This is a genomic window from Alteromonas sp. 5NS40-0096, assembly GCF_057544385.1.
In genome coordinates, this window is sequence record NZ_BAAJLQ010000011.1 from 19,515 (window position 1) to 43,706 (window position 24,192).

At 46.0% G+C, this 24,192-nt stretch carries 22 protein-coding genes; 10 read left to right on the plus strand and 12 right to left on the minus strand.

All coding sequences use genetic code 11. The features are described from left to right. Positions 1 to 17 precede the first annotated feature (17 nt). Genes trpCF through AC27G9_RS20550 form a run of 4 tightly spaced genes read right to left on the minus strand, consistent with a single transcriptional unit; the run spans position 18 to position 4,640 of the window. A complete protein-coding gene (gene trpCF / locus AC27G9_RS20535; protein WP_487076400.1) occupies positions 18 to 1,415 on the minus strand; it encodes a bifunctional indole-3-glycerol-phosphate synthase TrpC/phosphoribosylanthranilate isomerase TrpF in 1,398 nt (465 codons plus the stop codon). Next, the gene (trpD, locus tag AC27G9_RS20540) at positions 1,412 to 2,440 is read right to left on the minus strand and encodes an anthranilate phosphoribosyltransferase (protein WP_487076401.1); all 1,029 of its coding nucleotides are present in this window, start codon (positions 2,438 to 2,440) and stop codon (positions 1,412 to 1,414) included. Before trpD ends, trpCF begins: the two co-directional genes overlap by 4 nt. Beyond that, a complete protein-coding gene (locus AC27G9_RS20545; RefSeq protein ID WP_487076402.1) occupies positions 2,433 to 3,047 on the minus strand; it encodes an aminodeoxychorismate/anthranilate synthase component II in 615 nt (204 codons plus the stop codon). Before AC27G9_RS20545 ends, trpD begins: the two co-directional genes overlap by 8 nt. Then, positions 3,048 to 4,640: an anthranilate synthase component 1 gene (locus AC27G9_RS20550; RefSeq protein WP_487076403.1), complete on the minus strand. Its 1,593-nt coding sequence runs from the start codon at positions 4,638 to 4,640 to the stop codon at positions 3,048 to 3,050. 199 nt (positions 4,641 to 4,839) lie between these two features. Here AC27G9_RS20550 and AC27G9_RS20555 point away from each other — a divergent pair, with 199 nt between their 5' ends. From AC27G9_RS20555 to rluB, 5 genes are read left to right on the plus strand one after another with little or no spacing between them, the layout of a single operon-like run. After that, positions 4,840 to 5,766 (plus strand): PHP domain-containing protein, encoded by a 927-nt coding sequence (locus AC27G9_RS20555; protein WP_487076404.1) that lies wholly within the window; start codon positions 4,840 to 4,842, stop codon positions 5,764 to 5,766. 15 nt (positions 5,767 to 5,781) lie between these two features. Next, positions 5,782 to 6,402: an L-threonylcarbamoyladenylate synthase gene (locus tag AC27G9_RS20560; protein WP_487076406.1), complete on the plus strand. Its 621-nt coding sequence runs from the start codon at positions 5,782 to 5,784 to the stop codon at positions 6,400 to 6,402. Then, on the plus strand, positions 6,399 to 7,232 hold the full coding sequence (locus tag AC27G9_RS20565) for a segregation and condensation protein A (RefSeq protein ID WP_487076407.1): 834 nt from the start codon (positions 6,399 to 6,401) through the stop codon (positions 7,230 to 7,232). Before AC27G9_RS20560 ends, AC27G9_RS20565 begins: the two co-directional genes overlap by 4 nt. Then, positions 7,219 to 7,860, plus strand: a complete 642-nt coding sequence (scpB, locus tag AC27G9_RS20570; RefSeq protein ID WP_487076408.1) for an SMC-Scp complex subunit ScpB — start codon at positions 7,219 to 7,221, stop codon at positions 7,858 to 7,860. The genes AC27G9_RS20565 and scpB overlap by 14 nt, the downstream gene beginning before the upstream one ends. After that, a complete protein-coding gene (rluB, locus tag AC27G9_RS20575) occupies positions 7,860 to 8,726 on the plus strand; it encodes a 23S rRNA pseudouridine(2605) synthase RluB (RefSeq protein ID WP_487076410.1) in 867 nt (288 codons plus the stop codon). Before scpB ends, rluB begins: the two co-directional genes overlap by 1 nt. Before the next feature lie 6 nt (positions 8,727 to 8,732). On the opposite strand, the gene AC27G9_RS20580 is transcribed toward rluB, so the two are convergent. Further along, complete coding sequence (locus AC27G9_RS20580) at positions 8,733 to 9,497, minus strand: hypothetical protein (protein ID WP_487076411.1); 765 nt, start codon at positions 9,495 to 9,497, stop codon at positions 8,733 to 8,735. 180 nt (positions 9,498 to 9,677) lie between these two features. On the opposite strand from AC27G9_RS20580, the gene AC27G9_RS20585 reads away from it, so the two are divergent. Further along, positions 9,678 to 10,208 carry a DUF6942 family protein gene (locus AC27G9_RS20585; protein ID WP_487076412.1) on the plus strand — a complete coding sequence of 177 codons (531 nt, stop codon included), beginning with the start codon at positions 9,678 to 9,680 and terminating at the stop codon, positions 10,206 to 10,208. A 44-nt stretch (positions 10,209 to 10,252) separates the two neighbouring features. Here the strand turns inward: AC27G9_RS20585 and ykgO are convergent, their stop codons facing one another. From ykgO to AC27G9_RS20600, 3 genes are all read right to left on the minus strand, one after another. Further along, positions 10,253 to 10,378, minus strand: a complete 126-nt coding sequence (ykgO, locus tag AC27G9_RS20590) for a type B 50S ribosomal protein L36 (RefSeq protein ID WP_487076413.1) — start codon at positions 10,376 to 10,378, stop codon at positions 10,253 to 10,255. Continuing rightward, complete coding sequence (locus AC27G9_RS20595) at positions 10,375 to 10,632, minus strand: type B 50S ribosomal protein L31 (protein WP_487076414.1); 258 nt, start codon at positions 10,630 to 10,632, stop codon at positions 10,375 to 10,377. Before AC27G9_RS20595 ends, ykgO begins: the two co-directional genes overlap by 4 nt. A gap of 88 nt (positions 10,633 to 10,720) precedes the next feature. Then, positions 10,721 to 11,659, minus strand: a complete 939-nt coding sequence (locus AC27G9_RS20600) for a LysR family transcriptional regulator (protein WP_487076415.1) — start codon at positions 11,657 to 11,659, stop codon at positions 10,721 to 10,723. 432 nt (positions 11,660 to 12,091) lie between these two features. On the opposite strand from AC27G9_RS20600, the gene AC27G9_RS20605 reads away from it, so the two are divergent. The 3 genes from AC27G9_RS20605 to AC27G9_RS20615 all read left to right on the plus strand — a co-directional run bounded on the left by AC27G9_RS20605 (position 12,092) and on the right by AC27G9_RS20615 (position 16,799). After that, a complete protein-coding gene (locus AC27G9_RS20605; RefSeq protein ID WP_487076416.1) occupies positions 12,092 to 14,695 on the plus strand; it encodes a TonB-dependent receptor plug domain-containing protein in 2,604 nt (867 codons plus the stop codon). An 87-nt stretch (positions 14,696 to 14,782) separates the two neighbouring features. Beyond that, the gene (locus tag AC27G9_RS20610) at positions 14,783 to 15,607 is read left to right on the plus strand and encodes a sulfite exporter TauE/SafE family protein (RefSeq protein ID WP_487076418.1); all 825 of its coding nucleotides are present in this window, start codon (positions 14,783 to 14,785) and stop codon (positions 15,605 to 15,607) included. A 19-nt stretch (positions 15,608 to 15,626) separates the two neighbouring features. Then, positions 15,627 to 16,799 (plus strand): pyridoxal phosphate-dependent aminotransferase, encoded by a 1,173-nt coding sequence (locus AC27G9_RS20615; RefSeq protein WP_487076419.1) that lies wholly within the window; start codon positions 15,627 to 15,629, stop codon positions 16,797 to 16,799. A 47-nt stretch (positions 16,800 to 16,846) separates the two neighbouring features. Here the strand turns inward: AC27G9_RS20615 and AC27G9_RS20620 are convergent, their stop codons facing one another. The 3 genes from AC27G9_RS20620 to recN form a co-directional block, all read right to left on the minus strand. Next, positions 16,847 to 17,503 (minus strand): DUF4097 family beta strand repeat-containing protein, encoded by a 657-nt coding sequence (locus AC27G9_RS20620; RefSeq protein ID WP_487076420.1) that lies wholly within the window; start codon positions 17,501 to 17,503, stop codon positions 16,847 to 16,849. A gap of 224 nt (positions 17,504 to 17,727) precedes the next feature. After that, complete coding sequence (locus tag AC27G9_RS20625; RefSeq protein ID WP_487076421.1) at positions 17,728 to 18,084, minus strand: outer membrane protein assembly factor BamE; 357 nt, start codon at positions 18,082 to 18,084, stop codon at positions 17,728 to 17,730. A 111-nt stretch (positions 18,085 to 18,195) separates the two neighbouring features. Further along, positions 18,196 to 19,881, minus strand: a complete 1,686-nt coding sequence (gene recN / locus AC27G9_RS20630) for a DNA repair protein RecN (RefSeq protein WP_487076423.1) — start codon at positions 19,879 to 19,881, stop codon at positions 18,196 to 18,198. A 320-nt stretch (positions 19,882 to 20,201) separates the two neighbouring features. Here recN and AC27G9_RS20635 point away from each other — a divergent pair, with 320 nt between their 5' ends. Then, a complete protein-coding gene (locus AC27G9_RS20635) occupies positions 20,202 to 21,902 on the plus strand; it encodes an SUMF1/EgtB/PvdO family nonheme iron enzyme (protein ID WP_487076425.1) in 1,701 nt (566 codons plus the stop codon). A 25-nt stretch (positions 21,903 to 21,927) separates the two neighbouring features. On the opposite strand, the gene AC27G9_RS20640 is transcribed toward AC27G9_RS20635, so the two are convergent. Beyond that, positions 21,928 to 23,730, minus strand: a complete 1,803-nt coding sequence (locus AC27G9_RS20640; protein WP_487076427.1) for a winged helix-turn-helix domain-containing protein — start codon at positions 23,728 to 23,730, stop codon at positions 21,928 to 21,930. Positions 23,731 to 24,192: the final 462 nt, after the last annotated feature.

Genomic DNA, 24,192 nt, shown 5'->3' on the forward strand with positions numbered 1-24,192 from the left:
CCTGCTCAATTCTTGTGTTAATACTGTCTACGCGCAGCAAAGAGCGCGGAGATTTTATCTTGTGATTTTTGCCCTGGTGCAGATTCTACACCCGAGTTGATATCAATTAGCGGTACACCTGTCTTTGCGGCGACTACAACGTTATCTGGCCCAATCCCCCCCGCGAGTGCGAGTTTTGATTTGTTTGGCACGTCTTGTAGCAGTGCCCAATTAAATTGTTGGCCTGTACCACCGCTTTGTTCGCCTACTTTGCAGTCCAGCAGCACGGTGTCGACAAGCTCGTCGGTCAATAACGCATCGAGTTCAGCGGGTAGGGCACCCGAAACGCCTAACGCCTGCCATATTGCGACATCTGACGGCAAGGCTTGGCGAAGGCTTTGCCTAAATGCAATGTCTTCTCCACCATGCAATTGAACCGCGCTCAGCGATAAAGCTTTCACGCTTTGGCAAATCGCGTCGACTGAACTGTTGACGAATACGCCGACGTATTGCCCTGGCGTTTGTGTGACGATTTGTCGCGCCTGCTCTTGTGTAACAAATCTGGGTGACTTTTCGGCAAATATGAGTCCGCCGTATACCGCACCAGCCTCAAATGCCATGCGGGCTTGTTCCGCTGACGTCAGTCCACACACTTTGTTTTGTCCAAACAATAATCGCTTCACCGCCGCTGCAACGTCATCTTCGGCCATTAGCGAGCTTCCTACTAAGAAACCTTGGCAAAGCGGTGCTAAACGCTGCACATCTTGATGGGTATAAATTCCCGATTCAGAGATAACAACATAGTCATGGTCGGCCTTGTCCAGCATGGGGACCAAGCGCTCGGTAGCCGCTAGGTCCGTGCTCAAATCCCGTAAGTTCCGGTTGTTAATACCAATGATCTTCGCTTTTAGATCGATAGCTCTTTGCATCTCCTCTTCGTTTGATACTTCGGTGAGAATGTCTAATGACAACGCATCCGCCACCTCAGCTAACGCGCGGTATTCGTCATCGCTTAACACGCTGAGCATCAAGAGTACGGCATCAGCATTGTAGTGACGAGCGAGGTACACTTGATAGGTATCAACGAAAAAGTCTTTGTTGAGTACCGGTTGAGCTACCCTTTGTGTGACATAGGCTAAGTACTCGTATGTACCTTGAAAGTACTTCTCATCCGTCAACACAGAAATCCCAGCCGCGAATGGCGTATAGGCAGCAAGAATTTCATCCAAGTCAAAATGGGGGCGGATAAGGCCCTTTGATGGAGAGGCTTTCTTGCATTCGAATATAAACCCTGCATTGGGCTGGCTAAGACTATCAAACAAACTTTTTTGTGATGGCACTAAGCCTGATTGAAAACTATCGAGTGGCAACTTGTGTTTTCTCGCTGCAACTTCTTCGCGTTTATCAGCGACTATTTTTTCTAACACATTGCTCATTGATTTGCCTCTTTGTGACTAATTTCTGCAGCCTTCTCTAGCACCTTAAGTGGGCTGCCTTCGGCCATTGCTGCCATTGCCATGTCTGTTCCTTGTGCGAAGTTCTCGGCAACATCATTGATAACAAGTAGGGCGCTGGCGTTCATCGCAATTGCTGCCCTATGCGCTTCTTGCCCTTTACCTGCTAATGCTTCAGCGATAAAGGCGCGGTTTTCTTCAGGCTCTCCACCTTTGATGCTATCCAGATCGTAACGTTTTAGACCGAAATCTTCAGCCGTCACTGTGTAGCGTTTTAAGTCTCCATGTTCTAAATCGACGATTTGTGACTCACCGTGCAAAGCAAGTTCATCAAGACCTGCCCCGTGTACGATTAAGGCACGTTGTTGCCCCATCAACATTAATGTCTGCGCATAGGCCTCCAAAAGCTCAGGGGTATACACACCGAAAACACCATGCGTTGGACCAGCCGGATTAGCAAGTGGACCCAAGATGTTGAACAAAGTGCGTGTTTTCAGTGCGGTCCTCACTGGCATAGCATGGCGCACACCTGAGTGATAGACAGGTGCAAAGAGGAAGCAAAAATTTGCTTGATCAAGGCATGCGCGAGCTTGCTCGGGGGAGGTTTCTAAATTTAAACCAAACTCTCTAAATAAATCAGCTGAACCGGACTTACTGGATACGCTGCGATTGCCATGTTTGGCCACTTTTACGCCGCAGCTTGCGGCAACGACAGCCGCAGAGCTTGAGATGTTGATGGTATTATGGCCATCACCGCCAGTGCCGACGATATCTGAAAAGTGATAGTCGGGGCGCACAAACGGTTTGGCGTTGGCAATCATAGCACTGGCAGCGCCTGCGATTTCATTTGGCGATTCCCGCTTCATTTTTAGCGCAATAAGTACCGCGGTTAGTTCAACTTCTGATAACTCGCCACGCATTACGCCATTGAATAGCGCATAGGCTTGCGGTTGACTCAAGTGTTTGTCAGAAAATGCAATATCGAGTAACGCTTGTTTATCATTCATGTCCGTTTTCCCCTCGAGTGAGGTAATCAATACTTTGTATTAATAGTTGGCTACCGTACTCCGTGAGTATTGACTCAGGATGGAACTGGAAGCCAAGCATTTTATCTTCGCTGTGATAAACCGCCATAGTTGCATCGTCGGTTTTGGCCAGAACACTCAAACAGGCTGGCAGTGTCGTGGCGGCAAGCGAGTGATAGCGGGCAACGTGCAAAGGTTGTTGAATGTTGGCAAAAATACCCGTGCCATCGTGATGGACTGGCGATGACTTGCCGTGCATTACAAGCGGCGCTTTGCCGACAACACCGCCGTAATGGGAAACGATTGCCTGATGACCCAAACAAATCCCCAATACGGGAAATTGGCCTTGTACTAACTTTAGCAATGCCGGCATACAACCCGCATCTTCTGGTGCACCTGGTCCCGGAGACAGCAGCAACAGTACAGGGTGAGTTTGCGCTTTTTCTACCATCTTATCGAGCAGTAACTCTGGCGACACGGTATTGCGATACACCACAATATCCAAATCTAGCGTGCGCAGTTCATCAACGAGGTTGTAGGTAAACGAGTCAACGTTGTCGAGTAAGAATACCGTTGTTTTGTTACTCATTTATTGTCCCTCCGAGCCGATATGAGCGGATTTCACAGCATTGATCACTGCCTGTGCTTTGCTCTTGGTTTCCATTGCCTCAGAGAGGGGATCGGAATCATAAACGACACCGGCACCCGCTTGTATGTAGGCGGTTTGATCTTTGACATAAGCTGAGCGAATCACGATACAGGTGTCCATATCGCCTTGACCATTGATATAGCCCACCGCACCACCGTAGCTTCCTCGACGTTGTTTCTCGACATTGCGAATTAAATTGGCTGCACTGACTTTTGGTGCACCGACCAATGTGCCCATGTTCATACAGGCTTGATATGCGTGAAGGGCATCGAGGTCATCGCGCAGTTGACCAACAACACGAGAAACCAAATGCATCACGTGTGAATAGCGGTCTACTTTCAACAAGTCTTTCACATGTCGCGTACCAGGACGACTGACTTTTGCTACGTCATTGCGAGCTAAATCGACCAGCATGATATGCTCGGACTTTTCCTTGGTATCTTCTCGTAAATTAAGTTCGATACGGCTGTCTAAGTCGTGGTCGATATCTCCATTTGGTCGCTTGCCTCGTGGGCGAGTACCTGCAATGGGGTATATTTCCACCTGGTTGGTTTGACTATCGTATTTTAATGCCGACTCTGGCGAAGCACCGAAAATCGCAAACTTCTCATCCTGCATATAAAACATATAAGGGCTGGGGTTTTGAATTTTCAGGTTGGCATACGCCTGAATTGGATTAGCACAAGGCAAAGAGAACGTGCGCGAAGGTACGACCTGAAAAATATCCCCTTGCAGAATATTCTCTTTGAGGTCGACGACGTCTTGCATATAAGTCGCGTCGTCTTTATCAACACTCACTTCTAATTGCGTATTCGCGTATGTCTCAACGGGGAAAGGCTCGAGGTTAGCGAGCGACTTTTCTAACGCCTCCAACCGTTGGGCAACAGCAAAGTAATTGTTGGCTACTTGCTCACCACTAAATACGCTCCCCAATAGCTGCGTTTGTTGCGTTTGATGATCTATCGTTAGCATGGTTTCGGCAAGATAGAAAACATAATCGGGGCAGTCATTTGCGCCATTATTAACGTCTGGCAAAGCTTCGAATGTGGCTAATAAGTCATACGCGAAAACGCCACCCAGGAAAATAGCATGGGGATGTTGACGTATAGGAGACACGGCTTGTGTGACGACTCTTAATACGTCAAACACGCTCGCTGATTTGAGACGGCTGTCTTCATCTAAATTGCTATCACTCGGAGCACATTGCAAATGCAGATGGTTTGCGGACGTTAGGGTGGCTGACACGCCTTGCGGTATGGCTTGTTCGATAACGCTGAGTACCGCTTGCCCATTACCAGTTAAAGCGTGACATTCAATCTGGTCGCCATTGCATTCGAAACGGATGGCTGCATCAACCAGCAGCAAGCTCTGCAAGTGATCTTTACTATCAATTTCCGCAGACTCTAGTAACAACGCATGTTTACTGTCCTCTCTTAGCGCAACAAACGCCGCGAGGGGGTCTGTAATATAGCTAATTGTTTTTTCTATGGTTTCCACTTTTCCTGGGAGAGTCCCCAGTTCCGCTAAACTCATGATCGCCTGTCTCCACCTGCGAATAAATAAAAAAAAGGCCCGTTTGATAAACGGGCCTTTGTCGAAATTATGCGCGCCAACGCTCACACCGCCCGTTAAGTTAGGGAGTGCCACCACCAAGCTGTGTTAAGTTGTGAGTGTGTTGTAAATTGCATTGGCTTCTGTCTGTTGTATGTACATGCTTATCAATTCGGTAGGCATGTCACTAATTAATCCGTATACTTGCCCTATAGAAGAAAACAAAAACGCTACTGTGTCAACTGAAAACTCTCAAAATCCATTAAAAATTGATTTGCACAGCCACACACGATTCTCCGATGGACACCTAACGCCAACTGAATTGGTACTGCGTGCGCATCAAATGCAAGTCGATGTATTGGCGATTACTGACCACGATACTCTCGCTGGCTTGGAAGAAGCTCACCAATGCCAGTCGCAACAAAAACGAAAACTGCAAATAATTGACGGTGTTGAAATTTCTACGCGTTGGCATGGATTCGATATCCACATTGTAGGATTGAATGTCGATAGGCAATCTGACACTTTGCAAGCTATGCTTAAACAACAAAGTGAGTTGCGAGCTGAGCGTGCACAAAAAATTGCAGCAAAGCTCGAAAAGTGTGGTTTCGCTGATACGCTGGCGCAGGCAAAGGCGCTGGCGGGCGTAGGGCAGGTGACCCGAGCTCATTTTGCAAGAGTATTGATCAATCATCACGGCGTGACCAATATGGACGCGGCGTTTCGCAAATACTTGGGCAAAGGCAAGCGCGCCGAGGTTAAGGCCCAATGGCCTGCGATTCAAGAAGCAATAGAATGGATTCAAAAGGCAGGTGGCCAAGCGGTACTCGCGCATCCCGCCCATTACGACATGACGACAAAATGGCTTCGGCGATTGGTGAGTGAGTTCTCTGCCGCAGGCGGCGATGCGATGGAGGTTGCTTTTCCCGGCGTACAACCGACCAAACGGCAATTATTGGTTGATATCGCACTAGAAAATGATTTACTCGGTTCGGCAGGTTCTGACTTTCACTTTCCTAGCCGGTGGACAGAACTAGGCCGAAACCTCAATATCGATGCGCGTTTGACGCCAGTTTGGCATCAATGGTCCCATCTTCACGCAGCGTAAAATGGAGACACCATAATGAGCCAGTTTTTTTATGTACACCCAGAGAATCCTCAGCAGCGGTTGCTTAACCAAGCAGTGGATATGATTAAACGAGGTGAAGTCATCGTGTATCCGACGGACTCGGGCTATGCCATCGGTTGCCGCATGGAAGATAAGCGCGCGCTCGATGAGCTGTGCAGTATTCGTCAGATAGAACAAGACCATCATTTTACATTGATGTGCCGAGACATGTCGGAATTGTCGATATACGCCAAAGTCGACAACGCCGCGTTTCGACAGGTGAAAAACAATACGCCTGGGCCTTATACTTTTATTTTTAAAGCGACCAAAGAAACGCCCCGTCGCTTGCAAAACCCTAAAAAGAAAACCATCGGGATACGGGTTCCAAACAACGTAATCGCATTGCAGTTACTTGAAACCTTGGATGAGCCACTGATGTCAACGACGTTGATTTTACCGGGTGAAGAGTTTGCCGAATCGGATCCGGACGAAATTCGCGATAAGTTGGAGCACAGGGTGGGCGTAATTTTACACGGTGGTTACTTAGGCGAACACCCGACATCAGTCATAGACTACTCTGAAGGCACGGCAAACGTCGTCAGGGAAGGGAGTGGGGATGTGACGCCATTCGTATGAATGATAAAACCCCTGATACAACAACTCAGGACCCGGTTCAACAGCCGCTTCCGTTGGCTTTTGTCAATGGTGAAGCGGTTATCGAGCGGCCGGAAGATTTGTACATACCGCCTGAAGCACTCGAAGTCATCCTCGAAAGTTTCGAAGGTCCACTCGACCTGTTACTGTACCTAATTCGAAAGCAAAAATTCGATATTACGTCTTTGCCCATTGCGACCATCACTGCGCAATACATGGAATATGTGGAGGTCATGAAGGACCTCAAACTCGAATTGGCGGCAGAATACCTTTTGATGGCTGCAATATTAGCTGAGATCAAATCTCGGTTACTACTGCCCAAACGCGTTAACGATGAAGGTGAAGAAGAAGATCCTCGAGCAGAATTGATTCGTCGCTTACAGGAATACGAGCTCGTTAAGCAAGCGGCTGAAGATTTGGACAATCAGCCAAGATTACACCGAGACGTGTTCCCAGTGAGTGTGGAAACCACTCCCAACGTGCAAGCGGTGAGGGTTGACCCCGAAGTCAGCCTTCAGGATGTGGTCATGGCATTTTGCGATGCTATGCGACGAGCAGAGGCATTCGAGCACCATCAGATTGCGCCAGAAGCACTCAGTACTCGTGAGAGAATGTCGATGATATTGTCTGCCGTATCAAGTGACGAGTTTACTCCTCTGGATGCGTTGTTTACCGTTGAAGAAGGCAAAGCCGGTGTTGTGGTAACGTTTCTGGCGACGTTAGAGTTGATAAAAGAAGGGTTACTTAAGTTGGTCCAAGCAGGACCTTATGAGAGAATTCATGTAAAATTGGGAAACCATGAAGAAGATTAACGACCAACAGCTCAAACAATTGGTTGAGGCGGCCATTTTTGTGGCGGACAAACCGCTGTCTAAAAGGGACATGAAAGAGTCGGTACTGGCTGAATTTCAAGTGTCGGACAAAAAGCTGAACGACACCATTGAGGCGTTGATCTTGGACTACCAGCCCAGAGGTATCCAACTCGTTGAAGTGGCGAGTGGCTACCGCTTTCAATCGTTAGATAGTTTGGGGCCGTGGATAAGCGCGTTGTGGCGAGAACAAAGTCCTCGCTATTCACGAGCACTACTCGAAACACTGGCGTTAATCGCTTATCGCCAGCCAATTACGCGGGGCGAAATTGAGCAAGTCCGCGGTGTCGCAGTGAGTAGCAATATCATCAAAACCCTAACAGAGAGAGAATGGGTGAGGGTGGTAGGCCACAAAGAAGTGCCGGGAAGGCCCGCTTTGTATGCCACGACAAGACAGTTTTTAGACTACTTCTCTCTCAAATCTTTGGCTGAGCTGCCCAGTACAGACGCGTTTACGTCTATGCTTGAAATCAGTGAGCCGACACAAACAACCATTGACGTTATCAATGACGCTCAGCCGCAAGGGCGCGACAGTGATGACAACACAGAACAAAATGAGCAGTTACATTAATGAGTGAAAAGCTACAGAAAGTCTTGGCTAACCAAGGGTTGGGTTCTCGCCGAGAGATGGAGCGATGGATTGAAGAAGGTCGAGTATCAGTCGACGGGACGGTCGCTACCATTGGAGACCGCGTTGGTGACACCGCACAAATTCGAGTGGACGGCAAGCTATTGACACGCAAGCAGGAAAAACCTGTTTGCCGAGTGTTGATGTACAATAAACCCGAAGGGGAGTTGTGCAGCCGAAGTGATCCAGAAGGGCGAGATACCGTTTTCGATCGTCTGCCAAATATCAGTTTAGGTCGCTGGATTTCAGTAGGCCGATTGGATATCAATACGAGTGGCTTATTGCTGTTCACCAATGACGGTGAGTTGGCGAATCGCTTGATGCATCCTCGATGCGAAGTGGAAAGAGAGTATGCGGTTCGCGTATTCGGTGAAGTGTCGAATCAAACCCTCAACGTATTGAAGAAAGGCGTTGAGCTTGAAGATGGCGTGGCAAAATTCACCACAATTCGCGCGCGAGCAAACGAAGATGAGTCCATGAACCAATGGTACAATGTGACCTTGTCTGAGGGGAAAAACCGAGAAGTGCGTCGTCTTTGGGAAAGCCAAGACGTGCAAGTGAGCCGCTTGCTGCGCGTGCGGTACGGGCCTTTGGAATTGCAAAAGCGTCTGCCACAAGGCGCATGGGTTGAACTTGAGTTAAAGGACGTTAATAAGCTTCGAGGACATGTTCAATTGCCGCCAGAGACGGAAAGTCTGGTTGATGAGCGTAAAAACAAACTTGACCACGCTAGACTGAGCCGCATGCGACGTTCTGTGAAAAAGCACAAGCAGCGCAGAGATACCAGCAAGCGCCGCAAAAAACTGTAACTGCGCCTAGCGGCTGATACAGTAGTCCTCAATGGTGACTTGATACTTGTCGAGTAGCGAGTCAACCAAATCTGGGTTGTCGTTCAAAAATGTGTTGAATTTCATGATGAGTTCACGATGTTTTTGAGTCGACAACCGCATTCCCAACGCGCTAACTGGGACATTTTGGGCAATTGCCACCTTATCTTTTGATTCGCCCAGTACCGCTAATTGATGACGAATAGACTCAATATCTAAATCTACTCCTGTCACCATGCCTGACAACAACATTTTGGTCAGAGACATCACAGAATTCTGATAGGTCATTTCGACTTGCTTACGCGACAGTTGGCGCTTCCATTTCTGTGATGGAGTAAAACCTGTGATAGTACCTACGCTTGAAAATTCCGACATAGGCAGTTGTGCGTTTTTATCCAGCACAACTGTCATTTGACACACACTAATCAGGGTATCGCTATAGACGAGCTTTTTGTTGTTGTCTGAGGACCAAAGCGGGTTGTCAGGAATGCGAAAGTCGATGTTATTTTCTTCATACCACATGTCAAAGCGCTGGACTGGCAGCATGACATATTCAAACTCTATATCCTGTTGTTTCGCGAAGGCGTCGAGTACGTCAAACAAAATGCCTTTGTTTTTGATGCGATAGAAATCGTGAAAAGGGTAGTATGCAACATCCTCTACACCAACCGTATATTTTGGTGCAGCGGTGCAGTAGCTAGACACTACAATGGCAAGCGCAGACAGGTATTTCATCCACGAAGAGAATTCCATGCTCATCCCCAGAACAAAACTCGATAGATCTAGAGCTACTGGTCGTAAACCGCAGACCCTATATAATGCGTCACGTATCTAAGCACAAATTAGTAGCATTTGCCAAGTAAATCCCTTCAAAAATAAAGGGCTAGTGAGTGCTGAACGCGAGTGAATTCGCACAATTTTGGACGGAATATTATGCAAGACTATATCGGTTTAGGTGGGGAAAATGCCGTTGTAAGGGTTTACATTGATAAAAGACCTAACCGAGAAGAATATTTACAACTCGATAGGTTAAGAGGGGTAAACCAAGGGGAGATTTACGATATTGGGCAAGACTTTGGAAATGGCTGGCGCAAAGTTTTCAACCTCTTGGCTAAACTTATGTTCTCGCTAACAAGTGCCCGTGTCACTAGTACAAAAGATTGTAAAACATGGCAAATGTTCAGGGACCGTCAATGCCTTTGGGGTGATACGGAACATGCACTACTGTTTTCTTTACCCTGCCAAAACGAAGGTGGCGTTAACATCATCATGGGTAAAACCTACGGCATGAATTTGGTTGAAAAGGGCATGTTGCCAAATGACTTTGTGTGGTTGGATGCTCACTTTGCACTAAGCCAATCTAGTCGCACTATTATCTCTCCATATTTCGACTATCGGCAATTGACGAATGAGCGTCTTCAGATTCTGGTATCGCTTGTCGATAGACAATTACACGCACGTTAGCTATTGGCTTGAATAGGGCAGTGTGAGAGCACTGCCACGATTTCTTAACGCTGAACCGCTTTGAATTTGGGGTTGGTTTTGTTGATCACGTAGATACGTCCCCGACGCCTAACAATTTGGCAATCGGGGTGGCGACATTTGGCGCTTTTCAGAGAGCTGACAACTTTCATTTCTTGCCTTTTGATAATTGACCAAATCGGCGGTTAAAGTTTGCAATGCGTCCTTCAGCTTGAACGACTTGTTGCTTACCCGTGTAAAACGGATGGGACTTCGACGACACTTCTACCGTGTAGTAAGGGTAGGTTTTACCCTCTAATTCGATGGTACGGTCGGTTTTCAAAGTAGAACCAACAATGATGTATTCGTCGACGCTAGTATCATGGAAAACGACGTCTCTGTATTCTGGATGTATACCTGGTTTCATAACTCAACTCTGTGCGTGATAATATAACAATTTTATGCAAATGATAATGATTATCATTACTTTGGTCAAGTGGGAGTTTGTACTGAGGTTATGGCAGTGTGCCTTGCCAATGACCTGACTCGTTTTCTTGTCGCACTACTTGTTGAATGAGACGAAGAATCGCAAGTTCAACACTACTCAATGTTCTTGAGTTAGAGTAGGCGGCAAATACGGTTCGCGTCATGTCTGGCATTGTTATCTTGTGCACACGGACTAAGTTCTGCAGCGTTAAGTGAAATACCGCTGACGATGGCAATATCATTACCCCCTCGTTTTTCATTACTTGTCTGAGGCCTGTCATTAGTTGTCCGGAATAAGACTTACTGTGCTTGAGCTCCACACCGGTCAATTTTTCATACTGTAAAATGAGTTGGCCCAATGCGTCTTTTTCGCCAGGAGACAAGAGTTCAAATTGACTAAGCTGCCAAAACGGAATGGTGTCAGAGTCTTGGTTGAAGAGCGCTTGATTTTGTGGACTGGATACCAGGTAGAGTTGTTCAGTCAACAGCGGCTGGAGCCTCATGGTTCTGCTGTTTACACCCTGCTCATAGGTCAAACCAATATCCACTTGGCCGTTTTCAATCCAACCTTTTACAGAGTAGGACGGCCCGGTACTCAATACGACCTCGATTTGAGGGTGTTTTTCGCTCGCTAGCTCCAGCAGTGGTAATGAAACCACATTACCGATAGACGGCAACAGACCTATTTTCACGATTTTGGGTTGCAAGGAGACATGTTCTTGCACTGCCTCTTTGGCGCGATTGATGTTTTGAACGAGCGCAAGAGCGTGAGGCCAAAATACGTCTCCTGCTGGGGTGAGTTTGATGCCCTGATGACTGCGTTGTAGCAAGGTCACTCCCACTTCTCGTTCAAGATTGGCCAATTGCTGGCTAACACCCGGCTGGGCGATATCAAGCTCACGTGCGGCAGCGGCGATGCTGCCTTTGTTAACGGTAGTGATGAAGTAATACAGTTGCTTGGAGTTCATAATCTACACAATTTGTCATGCCAAACGGGCGAGTTAATAAATTATTAACGTACGTAAACATCTGAAATTAAATACAATTAATTTAAAATCGAGCAAGGCTTGTGCCAATGCAAGCCAAGACATCTGGAGGTAGGTTAATTTGACGTTAACGGGCCGGATCGCAAAAACAATTTTCGACAGCTATTTATTTTAAAAAGCCTTTTAGCACAACGCCTTTAGAGGCGTTAAAAGATTTTGTTATACCCCACCATATTCTTTTTTCTTCCGTGCCAATTTTCTTCTCAATAACCTGAATTTGAATCGGTGAAGTCGTGAAAACAACAATAACTCTTCATTTCGCCTGATGCATTGCCTTATTGCAGTGCACACGACTTCCCAAAAAGAGCCATTTCTAAGGTTTGAGCAATCAATAAAAATTCAGGGAAACCACACATGAGAATTAGCACACTATGTAAATCAGTCTGTTTGGCGTTAGCAGGCTACTCAGCCGTATCCATACCGACTCAAAATGTATACGCACAAGCACTTACAGAAGAAGACACGGTAGAAAAAATTGCCGTTGTCGGTGCTAGAGGCGCGCCACGCTCTGTGGCGAGTTCACCAGTTCCAGTGGACGTACTGTCAGCCGATGATATTACCTCTACGGCCTTTTCTGATATGAACGATGTAATTTCTACTCTTGTACCTTCCTACACGTTGAACCGTCAGCCGATTGCTGATGGCGCGACCTTCATTCGTCCGGCTCAATTGCGAGGCCTACCAACAGACAAGACCTTAGTATTGGTCAACTCAAAAAGGCGTCATAGAGCGTCGTTGGTACAAATTGGCGGTTCCGGTGCTCAGGGGCCCGACTTAGCGACAATTCCGATCGTTGCGATTGGTACAGTGGAAATACTGAGAGACGGTGCGGCGGCTCAATACGGTTCGGATGCCATAGCGGGTGTAATGAACTTTCAACTTAAAGAAAACACGGAAGGCGGCATTTTTACCGCGGAAGTTGGCCAGTTTTACGAAGGTGACGGAGAACAATTTACCATAGCAGGCAACAAGGGATTTGCTTTGGGGGATGATGGCTTTTTGAGCCTGTCCGCAGAATATGTTGATTCAGAGGCAACGTTCCGTGGAGAACAATACTGCGAGAGTTGGTTCTGCGTGGACGACCAATCAGAGCAATTTATTGCGGACGCGTTGGCCATGTCTCGAAGCGTCCACGGTTCCGAAGTGGTTCAACCTTGGGGCCAACCGAATGCTAAAGCCGCGCGGGTATTTTTCAATGCGGGCTACAACATTAACGACGACTTGGAAGTCTATGGTTTTGGTAACTTTTCAGACAGCGAAGGTGATGGTTCATTCTTCTATCGTTATCCCGGCAATGGCACGATCGAAGACTTGCGATTAGAGGATGGATCCATTTGGAGCCCCCTTGAGTTTTTCCCTGGCGGTTTCACGCCCAGGTTTTCAGGTGACGTAACCGATTACTCTTTCGTGGGTGGTTTGAAAGGCATGTCTGGGGATCTGTCTTGGGACATTAGCGGCCGATATGGCTACAACGAAATTTCATACACCATTGAAAACACAATAAACCCTTCAATGGGGAACATGTCACCGACGTTGTTTAAGCCAGGCGACTTGTCCAACGAAGAAGTGCAATTTCAAGCTGATTTTGTTTACGATTTTGATGACTTCACCCTCGCTTGGGGGGCAAGTTACATGGATGAAACCTATGAAATTGAAGAAGGTGATGTTGCGTCATACACCGCTGGCCCTTACGCATCGCAAGACCCATGGGGGTTCTGCGATGGTGACACGCCAACCGCAGCAGGTGCTACGGTTATCGCCAACGGCTCTACGCTAAACTGCGCTGATTCAAGCGACCCTGTCTATAGAGTTGTAGGTGTAGGCTCCAATGGCTTCCCAGGGTTTTCTCCTGCGTTTTCTGAAGACTACAACCGTGATTCATACGCACTTTATACTGATATCTCTGGTGACATCACTGATGAGTTATTTGCTCAAGCGGCTTTGCGCTACGAGGACTATTCTGACTTTGGCTCAGAATTGGTTTACAAGGTAGCGGGTTTTTATCAAGTCACTGACGATGTGGGTATTCGTTCTTCGTTTGGTACAGGTTTCAGGGCACCCACGCCAGGGCAACAAGGTACAACGAATGTATCGACGCGATTGCCTAATGGTTTCCCTGTAGCTACCGGCTTATTTCCGGCGGGTGGGCCTATTGCACAAGCGCTTGGGGCAAATCCACTCGCACCAGAAAAATCGACTAACTTTACATTGGGTTTAACTGCCAGTTATGGCGATTTCAATTTGACGGTGGATTACTATCACATTGCATTGGAAGACCGTCTGAATGCGGTATCCACAATGGATGTGTCGACAACGGTGGTTACTGACCCTGATGCGTCTGGCTATCAGGCTTATCAAAACTTCTTGGCGTTATCGAGCGCTGGCGTCGTAGGCGCTGAGTCGATTGGCGGTGTTTTCTTCTTCCAAAATGCGTTCGACACCATTACTGAAGGGGTTGACGTGGTGGCGACGTATACACTGAAAAGTGACTACGGCGTGACGACGTTTACTGCATCGGGCAACTACAACACCAATGAATTTGATTCAGATCCCAGCGAGTTCTTCAATTTAGAAGACCAGTTTGATTTTGAAAATCAAGACCCGAACCTACGAGCGGTATTGTCGGCCAAACACTCGGCTGAAGACTTTGATGTACTACTAAGGCTCAATTATTTCGGCGGCTACGAAAACTCAAATGGTATCGAGCGCAATGATGCTGGGGAAGCCATCGGCGTATCGCAAATTCAAGAGTTCGACCCCGAGGTAATGGTGGACATCGAGGGCACGTACCACATCAGCGAAACCTATTCACTGACAGCGGGTGTGCGCAACTTATTCGATAACTACCCAGATCCTGGAGAGATAGGTGAAACCTGCTGTGGCCGTATCTACCGCTCTGATTCTATTGTGAGTTGGCAAGGTGGCTACTACTACGCCAAGTTCATCGCGCGGTTCTAATCTCGTTTTGCTTTTTCCTTACCCACTGTGTGAAGAATCGCACAGTGGGTAATGGCGTATTTATTTTCTAGAAAGAGGTTGTATCACATGGAATTAGAACTGGTGTTGTTTGTTATAACACTATGTTTGGCCGGCGCGGCGGCTGGTATTACATCTGGCTTGTTTGGCAATGGTGGCGGCTTTGTTGTCGTACCTGCGTTACTGGCCGTTTTTCCGATTTTCACACCGTATTCTGACGAACTTGCTAGAGTAGCGATAGGCACTTCTCTAGCTTCTATTGTTGTCTCCAGTACTCGCTCTGTTATTGCTCATAACGCCAAAGGAGCGGTGGACTTTGATGTGCTGAGAACTTGGGCCATATGGCTGATTTCTGGCTCAATCGTGGGTGTATTGATCGCCCAGTATTCAAGCAGCAGTTCCCTCATTTTAATATTTGCCGCTGGGGTATTGGTTTATTCCGTTTACTTTATTTTTCCTGACAAAGTAGTTCGTCCGGGAGTGTATTTTTCGATGCCAACGGGAGCAGGTAGAGCAACCATGGCTTTTGTTCTCGGTGGTTTCTCCGCTCTACTCGGTATTGCTGGCGGTACACCAACAGTGATAGCGATGGTAATGTGCCGACGCACTATTCAAGAGGCCGTAGCCACTGCGGCAGGTGTCGGTTTTTTGATAGGGCTACCCGGTGCAATAGGCTTTTTGGTAATGACCCAAACGGAAGGAGCGAACTTGCCGTTTGGCACCGTAGGATATGTCAATTTACCCGCTCTCATCGCCATCAGTATCGGCTCTATTTTCACCGCGCCAATCGGCGCAAATATGGCGCACAGCTTTAGCGAGCGCAAACTTAAACGTTTATTCGGAATGTATTTGGTGCTCGTTTCAATTGGAATGTTCATCAAAGCTGCATCGTAATCGACATGAGGAAATAATAATGACACTAAACGTCTCAAGAAGGCACTTTATGCAGGGCGGAGTCGCGGTATCTGCTCTTGCTGGTTCAGGGATATTAGCTAACGCTGGTATTGCTAATGCAGCATCAATGAAAACCATGCCTGTATTTGGTCCAGCACCAGGTATTGCCAAATTAAATGCCAATGAAAACCCCTACGGACCGAGCGACTTGGCGCTAAAAGCCGTTGCTCAAGCGGCAAGCGACGGTGGAGCCTATTACGCTTATAATGCGGCCATGTATTTGTGGGATATGATCGCTGAAAAGCACGGCTTGTCTAAAGCCAATATTGCGATCAGTGCGGGCTCAAGCCCTGTGTTGTCATATGCAGCATTGTTTGCTTCCGACAAAGGCAAAATCCTCGGCCCCGATTTGTTTTGGGATACCACGTCAAGAGCACCAGAAAAACAGGGTAAAGGTGAAATTGTAAGGGTGGCAAACACTGCCGAATTAGATATTGATCTCGACGCCATGTACGGAGCGATTGATGACTCTGTAGCAATGGTACATGTAACCAACCCGAACAACCCTACTGGTAAAATCCTGGACCCCAAAAAGTTGGAGGCATTTTGTATTAAGGCTTCGAAAAAGACGCTGGTATTAGTGGACGAGGCATACAATGAACTAACAGACGATCCTCCTAAGCACAGCATGATCCCGTTGGTGAAGCAGGGCCACAACATTGTTGTGGCGAGAACGTTTTCTAAAATATACGGGCTGGCGGGAATGCGCGTTGGTTATTTAATCTCATCAGAGCCGAATATTGAACAAATCAACCGCTTTGGCATGGGAGCATATACGCTGAACCAAGCTGGGTTAGCTGCGGCTATCGCGAGCTACAATGACGAGGCATTTATTCAGTTCTCAAAAGATAAAATTGTCGAGGCCCGATCGATGGTTATGGATGCTGTTAAAGCTAACGGATTGTCAGCACTACCAAGTAGTACCAATTTTGTTTACGTTAACCTTGGAAAAGACGCAGATACGGATATCTTTCAGCAGGCCATGGCGGAACAGAATGTAATGATCAGAGGTAAGTACAGAACATATAACCAGTGGTCTAGGGTCAGTATGGGGAAAATAGAAGATGTGAAAATGTATGTTGATGCAGTGCCAAAAGCGCTGGATTTAATGTACAAACGCATTAAAGCGTAGAACGAAAAAAGGAGAGCGACGCTCTCCTTTTTTATTGCAACTCGCGATTAATAATTGTCGTAATCGCGCTCTACTTTCTCTTCCAAGTAGCTGGGGATTTCTAGTTCGACTTCACGTTTTAGAATGATTTTACCGTTTACCGATACGCCATCTTCAATGCGAAGAGTCGGTGGGTTAGATTTACCGCCCCAGCGACTGCTCTGTTCTTCGTAGACGATATTGCCATTTACTTCGGTATCATCTTCGAGGGTTATATCGCCATTGATAGTTTCAATGTCGCCACCGACTTTGGCACTCTCTAACGAGATATCACCATTAACGGTTTCTACGTCATCACCAATGTCTGCACCTTTTCCAAGATTAATATCACCGTTCACTGTTTCAATGCTGTCGCGTACGGAAAGGTTTTTGCCAGCTTCGATATCACCGTTTACCGCTTCTGCTTCATCGATGGTGACATCATCGCCCATCTCGATACCACCGTTTACAGTAGAAACTTCTTCTGCTGTAACCTTGTTACCCAGTTCAATCCCGCCATTAACGGTGGAGAGTTCGCCGACACTGCGACCATCTCTAATATCGATGCCACCAAACACACTCGATACATCGCCATCATCGGCGTGACCGCCAACGTGAATAACACAGCCCGATAAGCCTAACGCCATTGCAATAAACATAGGTGGAACAATTGTTTTTTTAATCATGTTGATATCCATAAGAGACCTTTTTCATCGTTATTAGTTGTGTCGTTACTAAACCCTGAAAGGTTTAAAACAAAGTTGGAAAAAACTTATCTTTAATAGGCAGAGACTATGCCAAAAGTTTAACTATATGAAAAATATGGATATTTTTATTTTTGTCAGGAAAGGGGAAATAGAGAGTTAGCCCAAATCACTAAAAAATAGTGAATTGGGCTGAATTTGATGAATTACTGATCTAACGGAGTGTTAAAGTCTTCAGACAGTTCAAAATCGCCTTCTATCGAGACAATTTGCTCTTCTTCAAAATTAATGATCATGCGCTTCTCAAAATCTGGACCACGCTTTGCCATACCTCTTTTCATTTTGTACACATAATACCAAGTATCATGGTCGAAAGAGTCTTGGATAACAGGGCGCCCAAGTACGAATATGACTTGTTCTTTTGTCATACCGATTCGCAATTTTTCTACATCGCGCTCGTCAAGAAAGTTTCCTTGCGGCACATCTATTCGGAAAATCCAGTTTGAACAGCCAGCGGCAGTGATTGAAAATACAAAAAGGAAACAGAGTTGGTACAGCTTCATAGCTAATTTACATCCAGTTGATCGGTATTTCTTATGTGAGCCACACGCTCACATTTTTATTATATCGGCAGCGAATGCTACCTTACTCATCTATGACCAATCAACTGCTTATTAGTTCGATTCCGTGCTTTTCAATAATTCTTTAGCGTTAGCAATAGCAGAATGTGTAATTTCATCACCTGCAAGTAACCTTGCCAATTCATTCACACGAGCTTGTTCAGTCAACGCTAACATCTGAGTTTCAGTGCTCTTGCCATCGGTTTGTTTCGTTACAAACAACTGGTTGTGGGCTCTTGCAGCCACTTGCGGCAAATGCGTGACACAAATAACTTGGTTATCTTGGCCGAGTTCCCGCAATAGTTGGCCTACTACCGATGCAGTTGGGCCACTAATACCCGTATCTACTTCGTCAAAGATCATAGTTGGCGTGGCACTTTCTGATTTGGTGATTACCTGAACCGCAAGGCCTATACGCGAGAGTTCACCACCAGATACCACCTTATCGAGTTTATCTGGTGTTTGCCCAGGGTTAGTCGACACTAAAATACTGATGGTATCTTGTCCAAGAGACTGAGGTTGTAACTGTTCATTAAACGCTACCATTACTTTTACTTGCGCATGGGGTAGGTTCATTTTGCGTACTTTGGTTTCAATTTGCTGGCTGAGAACGTTCGCTGCTTTGATTCTCGATTTTGACAGTTTTTCACTGGCTTCGCGGTAATCGTTCAACGCTGAGGCCACATCATCTTCTAACGTCTCTAATTTGCTTTCGTCAGCATTCAATGATGCAAATTCGTCTGCCAATTCTTGATGATGCAAATGCAATGATTCAGGTTGCACACCATGCTTTCTGGCTAAGTCCATGGCTTGTGAATATCGCTGCTCAACATGTTGAAGCCGTAATGGATCAATTTCCAACTGCTCGCAATAGCTCCTGAGTTCATGGGCTGCTTCTTCAATCTGAATAGCGGCTTCACTGAGCATACTGACAATTGGTGCCAGGTTTTCATCATGCTCTTGCAGTTCACTCAACCTATCCGTACTTTGCTTGACTACAGAAGCGGCGTTAAATTCATCATTATCGTACAGATTATAGAAACTGGTTTGTGCTTGCTCTAACAGCGTTTGCCCGTGACTCAACCGCTTGTGTTCGGCTTCCAGTTCCTCGAATTCCCCTTGTGCAATAGCGAATTCATCCAGTTCTGCGACCTGATAAGACAATAACTGATGCCGGTCGGCTCTTTGTTGTGCTTCACCTTTTAGCCTTTGTAGCTCTGAAGTTAACGTTTTCCAATTGCCAAAGGTTGTTTTTACATCGCTCAATAGTTTCGGGTGTTTGGCAACGGTATCTAGCGTACGGCGTTGATAATCCTCTTTCAGTAGCTGCAAGTGAGTATTTTGGCCGTGAATGGCCAATAGGTACTGCCCAAGGTCTTTGAGTTGTTGCAGCGATACAGGCGTGCCATTAATGAACGCTTTTGAACGGCCCTCTTTAGAGACAACTCTTCGAATAAAACACGCAGCTTCATCGTCATCTTGGGTGAGTTCATGCTTAGCCAACCAACTTGCTGCAAGTGGGATATCCACTAATGAAAAGTGTGCAATGATTTCGGCTTTGCTGGCCTCGTTTCTTACGGCATTTGCGTCAGCTCTTTCACCTAAACACAAACTAAGTGCATCGATTGCGATTGATTTACCAGCACCGGTTTCACCCGTCACCGCTGTTAGCCCTTTTTCAAAGCTCACATCAATTTGTTTTACCACCGCAAAGTTTTTAACCGACAGATGCACTAACATAGTAATACTCAATATTTATACAGTACGTGTAAATATATACAGTATTTTGCTGATGTAAAGTACTGTTTGTAGGTTTTTGATACCTCAGGTTGCTTGCCTGCACAATGAAATGTCGTGAGTTCAAATAGATAGCTTTCCCAACTGAGGTATTTTCATCTACTTCACGATTAAGTGATTCTCTGCTTCGGATTGTGCCAAGCAGCAAAAGTAGTTTTTTCTCGCATAAGAAAAACAATAGAAAAATTTTTGAATAAATTGAAGATGCAATCCCGTCGATACTATTACCTTAGGCCCTCGTTTAACAGGGAGTCTCTTTTAATATGCAAGAACCAAAATCTAAGCTTGTTCAAGCCGTTGCTTTACTTTTACTCGGTGCGATAAATTCGACTTGTATTGCTGGAGGTTATATTGAACCTCCGATGAAAAACATACCTGCTGGCAGCTTTTTTATGGGAAATGACGAAACTTTGACAACGCAGCCTGTGAAAAAGGTGGCTTTGTCGGAGTTTCAACTTGGAAAATACTCAGTAACAGTGGCTGAGTTTAAAAAATTTGCTGAAGCTACCGGATTTAGTCGGCCCTCGACATGTAATGATCATATTGATGAAAATGCACTGAGGGGGCCTACCCATATCGGAAAAGGGCATTGGAAACAGCACAAACACTCGTATAGTGACTTCCAGCCAGTTACTTGTATCTCTTGGCAAGATGCGAAAGCATACGCTAAGTGGTTGAGCATACAAACGGGTAAGCATTATCGATTGCCTACGGAGGAAGAGTATGAATACGCCGCAAAAGGAAATTCGACTAGCCGTTTTTATTGGGGGCATGATGCCGACCTCAGCCAAGCTTGTCATTATGGTAACTTTGCCGACGACACAGGAGAACACACGAATAACCAACTCTATGGGTTGACTAATGTTGGCTGGATAGGAAAAGTGAACTGTGATGACGGTGAAGCTTATGTGGCTATGGTGGGTTTGTATCGGCCCAACCCCTTTGGTCTGTTTGATATGGCAGGCAATACCAGCGATTACGTCGATGGGTGCTACTCAAGTAAAGGATATACAGATCAGAGTGTTCCCGCCCAACAATGTGAATTTATTAGTCATCGAGGAGGCACGTGGCATTATCCTTCAACACCACATTATATCCGGGGACGATTTAAGCGTGAGGGGTGGAATGTTGGTGCAAATACCGGCTTTCGTTTAGCACTGGATGCACACCATAGATCACCGTCGCCCAGTAGCGTAGCGTTTGAGCACGAACTGAAGCAAGCACAAGAACGGTATTTAACGGCACGAGCACGACTTTTAAAAGCGCCACAACAGGTAAAGTTGGTTCAAATCAAGCCTGAATTACTGGTTTTGAGTTGGCAACCAAGTAATGACAATCGAGTTACAAGTTACGACGTACTGCGGTCTACTTCCTCTCTTAGCCACCATTACGGAGGCTTTTATAAAAAACACTATCGAATCTACAAAAGTGTAGACAAGTCTCGGTCGTTCATTGAGATAGATGCCCCAAGTGAGACAACCAGTTTTATTGTCCTCGCTAAATCAAAAACCGATGAAAGCCTACCCAGTAAAATTGTGATATCTCAGGCAGTAACCAAAGCGAACCCGATCCCAGGTCGTATTACTGCCGATAGCTTCGAGACACTAGAAAACGTAAAGTTGTTTTATAGCGAAAAACAGCAAGTCCATTACCTAAATAAAACCCAAATTGAACAAAACAATGATCTCGTCAGAGTGGAAATTGCCGCAGAGGTGGCATCTTCGGGGTGGTATCGAGTTAACTTCTTGGGCTCGAGTCTATTCACGCAACCTAACTTTTTAGAAATGTGGTTGGGAAATCGTCACCTGGGGACATTAGCTTATGATAAAAGTGATGCCGAAAAAAATGTGGCAGCGCAGATGGTATTTCTTCCCCAAGGTCAACACATCATTGAGTTAACCACACTGAGGAATGGATTTGACAGATGGACGCTCGATTGGATTGAGTTTGTACCCGCTGACTAGAGGTAAACCGAATATCTATCAGGCGCTAAGTAGTATTGTCCGAGATACGTAAGCTCACGGTTTTTGACAGTTTCGTCACGCCTGCACGGTTTTGGTTTAGCCAGCGTGGCGTGGCATGTTGCTCAATATAGCCTTTAAGTTCACCAGCGCGTGATGTGTTAGTGCGGTTCAGTGATTGCAATAGTGAAAACAAAGCCGCGTCCAGTGCTTGAATGCTATTGTGCTCAATAAGCGCCTGTAAAAATGCTTGATACGCTAAGTCTGGGGCATCATCTTTCCGTTCACCAAAACTTATCTTCGCTTGGCTCAGTAATTTAAAAGATTCAGGTTGCCACGGTTGAATTGTAGCCAGGGCCTTGGCCCAGTCACGATGTTCCACATAGTAGTTACGCACCGAATTGGCCGCATTGTAAAAGTCCGAGCGATATTGGCGACGGTATGTTTGCGCCAGTATTTGCTCATTGTATTTTAACTTTTCTTTTTGGTCCGTTGCCATCCAAGCTGAAACTCTCAACTTATGAACTGAATGACTGGAGTCCAGTTTATGTAAGTTCATCACTGCGCTTGCCATGTCCAGTTTCACTCGAGCCAGCGTTTTTTCTCCCATTTTGTCAGCGATGAATGCCTGAATGAGGTGGCTTTGATATTCAAGTAATGGTTCTTGTGTAAGCCGCGCATTGATTACCGCTTTGTTGAGATACTGCATGCCTTGCTCAAATTGTTGAAAAGCTAACGCTACCCAAGCTGATTCAATAAATGCAGCAGCAGAAACTTGTTTTAAACCCAGCTTTGAGGTTCTGACTAGCAAGTCCTGACTAAGGGTACGTGCTTTGGACCATTGTTCTTGCCACATTGCGATTTTCACCTGCAAAAGTCGTGCGTGTATGTGGTCAATTGGATTGTTGGTTTCTCTTGTTTGTGTATCCAAAAGTGCATTAGCTTGGTCGTATTGATTGAGCTCGAAGTGTAAACGACTCTTTTGTCGATTGATTACAGGCAATAGCGTTTTATTCTCGGAGCCATTCGCCAAAATTGCAGAGGCGCGGTAATCTGAGGTCGCATGGAAGTATTGCTGTTCAATTAACTGTTGAGTGAGTGCTTGCAATAGTGCCTGAGCTTCAGTAAGTGAGCTTGCCCAGATATAGTCTTGCCAACTTTGGTTTTGACTTTGAAAATGAAACCTTAAAGCCACACCCTGTTCTAATATGTAGGACTTAGAGCCCATTAAAATGGTGTCGTCTGAAATCTTCAAATGTTGCCAAGCCCATTCTGGTGAGTCGAACAAGCTCTGCGTTGGCGTTTCTGTAGTAGAGTGTATTACACCGCCTTCGTCATACGAAACGACAGATACCTTTGTCGAGGGAACGACCTTTTTCTGCGGCAATGTTTTTCCAAACTGCCACAAAACGACTGCAACAAAAGTGATAAGTAGCGCCATTTGGAAAAAGTGTAAATTTTTGATTTTTCGTATAGATGTGGAGTCAGCTGCCGGGGCTGCCGAAAGGACTATTTCTCTAGAAGGTTGCGTATCATTCAACTGCGAGACTGGGATCTGCCACTGATATCCTTTTTTAGAATATGTTTGTATAGCGTCCTTGCCAAAAAGCCCTCGAAGCAGAGAGATGTTTTGAAAAATCACCTGTTCTGACACAACCTTGTTTGGCCAGATTTCATCTAAAATATCTTCCTTACTCAATAGTTTACTGGGACGAGCTAGGAACATTGCAAGCAATTGAGTGGCTTTGTCTGGTATGGATTGTATGGTGTCTCCTTTACTCAATACTTGGCTTTGACAGTCAAACTGAAAATCCAAAAAAGTGAGTTTCATACCTTTCCTTTGCCCAAACTTAAAACAAGTCGTCCATGCTAGTTCATCCGTAGCAAAAAACAAATCTAAAGCGGCTAAGTGCACTTTCTCGCGTTGACCTGAAATTGTTGTTTTTCTTAGCCCTAGTTTTGGAGGTTTTCTATCGACCTACGTTTGGATAACTAAGAATTTGAAGTAATTCCCGCAATGAGTACAGTTGTCGATTTTACCGTTTCCTTAAATCATTAACAGCGTAGTAAAACCCATGCGGTGGGGGCCAGCTAAGCCTCTTGAGCTCCTGTTTTAAGCGCTGATCACCTATTTGAGCTTTCACTTTTATTCTCCGCATGCATTTGTATGAACGCATTTCTAGAAGGAGAACTTTCAATGAGTTCACGGATCTTAGTACGAGGCGCTTTATCCCTTTTGGCCTCGTCATTACTTACTATCGCCGGCGGTGCGACTGCGGTCGAGGACATAGAA

Excerpts from the sequence above, each read along its gene's own strand:
- trpCF (WP_487076400.1), bottom strand. The coding sequence starts at position 1,415 with ATGAGCAATGTGTTAGAAAAAATAGTCGCTGATAAACGCGAAGAAGTT.
- trpD (WP_487076401.1), bottom strand. The coding sequence starts at position 2,440 with ATGAATGATAAACAAGCGTTACTCGATATTGCATTTTCTGACAAACAC.
- AC27G9_RS20545 (WP_487076402.1), bottom strand. The coding sequence starts at position 3,047 with ATGAGTAACAAAACAACGGTATTCTTACTCGACAACGTTGACTCGTTT.
- AC27G9_RS20550 (WP_487076403.1), bottom strand. The coding sequence starts at position 4,640 with ATGAGTTTAGCGGAACTGGGGACTCTCCCAGGAAAAGTGGAAACCATA.
- AC27G9_RS20555 (WP_487076404.1), top strand. The coding sequence starts at position 4,840 with ATGTCACTAATTAATCCGTATACTTGCCCTATAGAAGAAAACAAAAAC.
- AC27G9_RS20560 (WP_487076406.1), top strand. The coding sequence starts at position 5,782 with ATGAGCCAGTTTTTTTATGTACACCCAGAGAATCCTCAGCAGCGGTTG.
- AC27G9_RS20565 (WP_487076407.1), top strand. The coding sequence starts at position 6,399 with ATGAATGATAAAACCCCTGATACAACAACTCAGGACCCGGTTCAACAG.
- scpB (WP_487076408.1), top strand. The coding sequence starts at position 7,219 with ATGAAGAAGATTAACGACCAACAGCTCAAACAATTGGTTGAGGCGGCC.
- rluB (WP_487076410.1), top strand. The coding sequence starts at position 7,860 with ATGAGTGAAAAGCTACAGAAAGTCTTGGCTAACCAAGGGTTGGGTTCT.
- AC27G9_RS20580 (WP_487076411.1), bottom strand. The coding sequence starts at position 9,497 with ATGGAATTCTCTTCGTGGATGAAATACCTGTCTGCGCTTGCCATTGTA.
- AC27G9_RS20585 (WP_487076412.1), top strand. The coding sequence starts at position 9,678 with ATGCAAGACTATATCGGTTTAGGTGGGGAAAATGCCGTTGTAAGGGTT.
- ykgO (WP_487076413.1), bottom strand. The coding sequence starts at position 10,378 with ATGAAAGTTGTCAGCTCTCTGAAAAGCGCCAAATGTCGCCACCCCGAT.
- AC27G9_RS20595 (WP_487076414.1), bottom strand. The coding sequence starts at position 10,632 with ATGAAACCAGGTATACATCCAGAATACAGAGACGTCGTTTTCCATGAT.
- AC27G9_RS20600 (WP_487076415.1), bottom strand. The coding sequence starts at position 11,659 with ATGAACTCCAAGCAACTGTATTACTTCATCACTACCGTTAACAAAGGC.
- AC27G9_RS20605 (WP_487076416.1), top strand. The coding sequence starts at position 12,092 with ATGAGAATTAGCACACTATGTAAATCAGTCTGTTTGGCGTTAGCAGGC.
- AC27G9_RS20610 (WP_487076418.1), top strand. The coding sequence starts at position 14,783 with ATGGAATTAGAACTGGTGTTGTTTGTTATAACACTATGTTTGGCCGGC.
- AC27G9_RS20615 (WP_487076419.1), top strand. The coding sequence starts at position 15,627 with ATGACACTAAACGTCTCAAGAAGGCACTTTATGCAGGGCGGAGTCGCG.
- AC27G9_RS20620 (WP_487076420.1), bottom strand. The coding sequence starts at position 17,503 with ATGATTAAAAAAACAATTGTTCCACCTATGTTTATTGCAATGGCGTTA.
- AC27G9_RS20625 (WP_487076421.1), bottom strand. The coding sequence starts at position 18,084 with ATGAAGCTGTACCAACTCTGTTTCCTTTTTGTATTTTCAATCACTGCC.
- recN (WP_487076423.1), bottom strand. The coding sequence starts at position 19,881 with ATGTTAGTGCATCTGTCGGTTAAAAACTTTGCGGTGGTAAAACAAATT.
- AC27G9_RS20635 (WP_487076425.1), top strand. The coding sequence starts at position 20,202 with ATGCAAGAACCAAAATCTAAGCTTGTTCAAGCCGTTGCTTTACTTTTA.
- AC27G9_RS20640 (WP_487076427.1), bottom strand. The coding sequence starts at position 23,730 with ATGAAACTCACTTTTTTGGATTTTCAGTTTGACTGTCAAAGCCAAGTA.